The sequence below is a fragment of the Acinetobacter sp. YH16051 genome, assembly GCF_013417135.1.
Classification (GTDB): Bacteria; Pseudomonadota; Gammaproteobacteria; order Pseudomonadales; family Moraxellaceae; genus Acinetobacter; species Acinetobacter towneri.
In genome coordinates this window covers 1-2,951 of sequence record NZ_VPEN01000068.1, presented here as the reverse complement: position 1 = coordinate 2,951, position 2,951 = coordinate 1, and the positions used below count along the sequence as shown (strand labels likewise).

3 protein-coding genes are annotated in these 2,951 nt (G+C 38.7%); all 3 read right to left on the bottom strand.

Annotated features, from left to right (window positions below):
* Positions 1–3: 3 nt before the first annotated feature.
* The gene (locus FTV41_RS14130) at positions 4–2,013 is read right to left on the bottom strand and encodes a mobilization protein (protein ID WP_179996718.1); all 2,010 of its coding nucleotides are present in this window, start codon (positions 2,011–2,013) and stop codon (positions 4–6) included.
* A gap of 213 nt (positions 2,014–2,226) precedes the next feature.
* Complete coding sequence (locus FTV41_RS14125; protein ID WP_179996717.1) at positions 2,227–2,487, bottom strand: hypothetical protein; 261 nt, start codon at positions 2,485–2,487, stop codon at positions 2,227–2,229.
* Positions 2,477–2,951, bottom strand: a 475-nt coding sequence (gene mobC, locus FTV41_RS14120) for a plasmid mobilization relaxosome protein MobC (RefSeq protein WP_179996716.1), incomplete at its 5' end; no start/stop codon positions are given. The genes FTV41_RS14125 and mobC, both read right to left, overlap by 11 nt.

Genomic DNA, 2,951 nt, shown 5'->3' with positions numbered 1-2,951 from the left:
GGATTACATATTCAAGTCAAAATCATTTCTCGGTTGTGGCTGTTTGAGTTCATGACTTGATAATTCAATGCTGTTTTGTTGTTGTGATGGGTTTTTAATTTCGTGAATATCATTTTTGATCGTCTCAAAGCCTTTCAAACATGATTGATATAATTCTCTTGGTTCTTTGAGATGGGAATTTCTAGGCTCTAAAATCTTCTCACATTCAAGATATCTCAACATTCTTCGGTCGTTTTTGATGATTTCATCTAACTTTCTACACTCGCTGTGAGTGAGATTTTTACTTGATCGATTTATGTATTCTTCTATATTTTTAATTTTTTTACTCGTTAAAACAATCAGTTGTATTTGATTCTGATTTTTATATGCTTGCTGTTGTTTTTCACTGATTTCTTTGTGATAAGCAACATAATCGGGGTAATAACCGTCGCTTCTTAAATATTTAAAATCAAGAGCTGGCTTGGGTTTGAGTCGAATTTCTGTTATTCCGATTTCTAGTCGTTCAAGTTTTCGATTAATTTCGTCAAGTTCTCTAGAGTTTTCCCAAGCATGTTGATCTGCTTGCTTTGCATCTGCAAATCTTCGTAGAAGTCGCTCGGAACTTTCAATTGCAAGATTTTCGAGAGTGCTCTCTCGATGTCTGATTGTTGTGTGCTGATTGTTGTTTGAATCGGTTCTAAATTTGCTGTTACTAAGTTGCTGACAATGATTTTTAAATCCAGTTGACTCAATGATTTGGTTAATTGCTGACTCAATTGGATTTTCAAGTTTTCTTGAAATGCTTGCTGTAACTGCTCGGAAAAACTCCCCTGTTCGATTTTGGCTATTTCGGATTGTTGTGCTGAAATCAAGGTTTGCTGTTGTTTGAGTTGAGTTTTTAAGCTCTGCTCTACTTCGCTGTATTCGCTCAAGATTGTTTTTAATGAATTGATTTGTTGAATCAATAAGCTGTTTTGTTCTGATAACAAGTTGTTTTGCTCTGTTAAGAAGTGGTCGATTTCTGTCTGCATTGCTTACCTCCGTTGGATTTCCAACATTTTGATTTGATTTCTGATTTGCTGACTGTTCTGCTGAATTATTTGTTCTTGTGCTTCGATGGTCTTTAGATTCATGCTGGCTTGATAGCTCAGATAAAAACTCATTAAAAGACTCAGTATTCCAAAGCTGATTACCCCCCAAAGAATGTATTTCGATCTCTGATTGCTTAGCTTTTCTGAAATCAGTGTTTGTATTTCGCTCTCGATCTGTACGCTTTGGTTCGCTATCGCTTGCTGTACTTGGGTTTGTATGCTCTTTTGTAGACTCTGCTTGTCGATTGAAAGGCTCTGCAACTGGCTGTTGATGTGGTTCTGTAGAGCCTGAATTGAGGTTGAAAACGAATCTATGCTCGATTTCACTTTTGATATTTCCGTAATATCTATATTCGCTAGTTTTTTTTGAAGTGCCTCTATTTGCTCCGTATAGCTCGCTGTTAGCGTTTTTATTGCTTGGGGTGATAGAAACCCTAGCTCGGTCAAAATCGAGCTTAGGTGCGATTCTATGGTTGTTGTCGTCTGCTGTACTTTGCGTAAAAGCGTGGTGTTGTTGATTATAGGCTTCTCGCTTTGCTCTATAAGTTGCTCGAAGTTGCTCAGCGTCTGTGAGAGCTGCTGCAAGCTCACTTGCAGTTGGTCGGCTTTCTGCTGCTGCTCTGAGATGCTCTGAATAAGATCCAATTTCGAAGTTTTCATGATAGAAATCACCTTTTATTCGATGTTTTTTGCCGTTGTTGAGAGTGACCGTTAGAGACTCTTTATTTGGTTTTATCGAGTCGACTCCATCTAGTTGTTTGATACAGGTGATTATTTCCGCTCTATTTTTTGCTGTGTTGGTTTTTAAGAGGGTTTTCACGTAATTATCAATTGCTTTGTAAAATTGCTTTTTGGGCAAGGTTTCTAGCTCTTTGCTTGAGAGTATTTTTTTTGCTTGAGCATTAAGCTTGGCAACGTGGTTCGGCTCTTGTGTCGTGTGCATTAGCAGCAAATCGTCAGGGCGTGACCACTGGTATTTTGTGTTGAAGTAATCCCGTAATGAGTCGAAATGTTTCTCATGCCCTGGGGGCGCAATGTTGAGTGATTTTCCACTCTGTAAATCAAGGCGTGGTACTAAAACATGAATATGCTTTGAGCCATCATCATCCGTATGTTGAACGGCAAACAGATGATATTGAGATGGGTCTAACCCTGTTTAAGCATTTTTTTCAACGGCGGTTAAAACCTCCCTGATCTGCTCGTCTGTAGGGGCATCATCCTTTGACCAAGCAATCACGCCACTGGTGTATTTCCACAGATGGGGGCTTGCATCACAAATGGCGTTAAATGTGGTTGCATCACCTCTTAAAACTTCAATGCCTGCACGCACATTGCCCATGTGATCAAACTTATCGAGTAAGTATGCCGATGCTTTGGCAGCATTGCCTTTGCCATGATTCAAAAATTTAATATGCACTTTCATCATCCTCAGCCAGTTGTACTGAAGACAACTGCTTTTTTAAGCGTTCAGGGCTTTGCCGACTAATTTTAGGTAAGGCAGGGAAGACTTTTTCTAGCTCGGTTTGAATGCCTTTTAAAACAAGCAACATGTTAAAAATATTTAGTTTGCGTTGTTCTTGAGGATCTGCGTTCTTGATGATATTCAACGCTCGTGCAATTTGGTTTATGTTGTTGCCGATTCTTGATAGCTCTAGCAATACATTCGGATCAGTCTTTTGATAGCGTTTGACTACCTCAATCACTGTTTTAATTTTTGTTCTTGTGGGTTTTATTTCGTCTTTGGTTTGTTGAACGGTAATCACATCTTGCATGACTTCACGCTCGATTAATGAATGAATGAAGTCAGTGAAACTTGTATTTTCCTTTTGCAGGTGTTGCTCCAGTTGCTCAAACTGGAGCTGTGTGAGTCTAAATTTTTTT

What these genes read in the sequence shown, in the direction of transcription:
- FTV41_RS14130 (WP_179996718.1), bottom strand. Translation starts at nt 2,013, where the DNA reads ATGCACACGACACAAGAGCCGAACCACGTTGCCAAGCTTAATGCTCAA.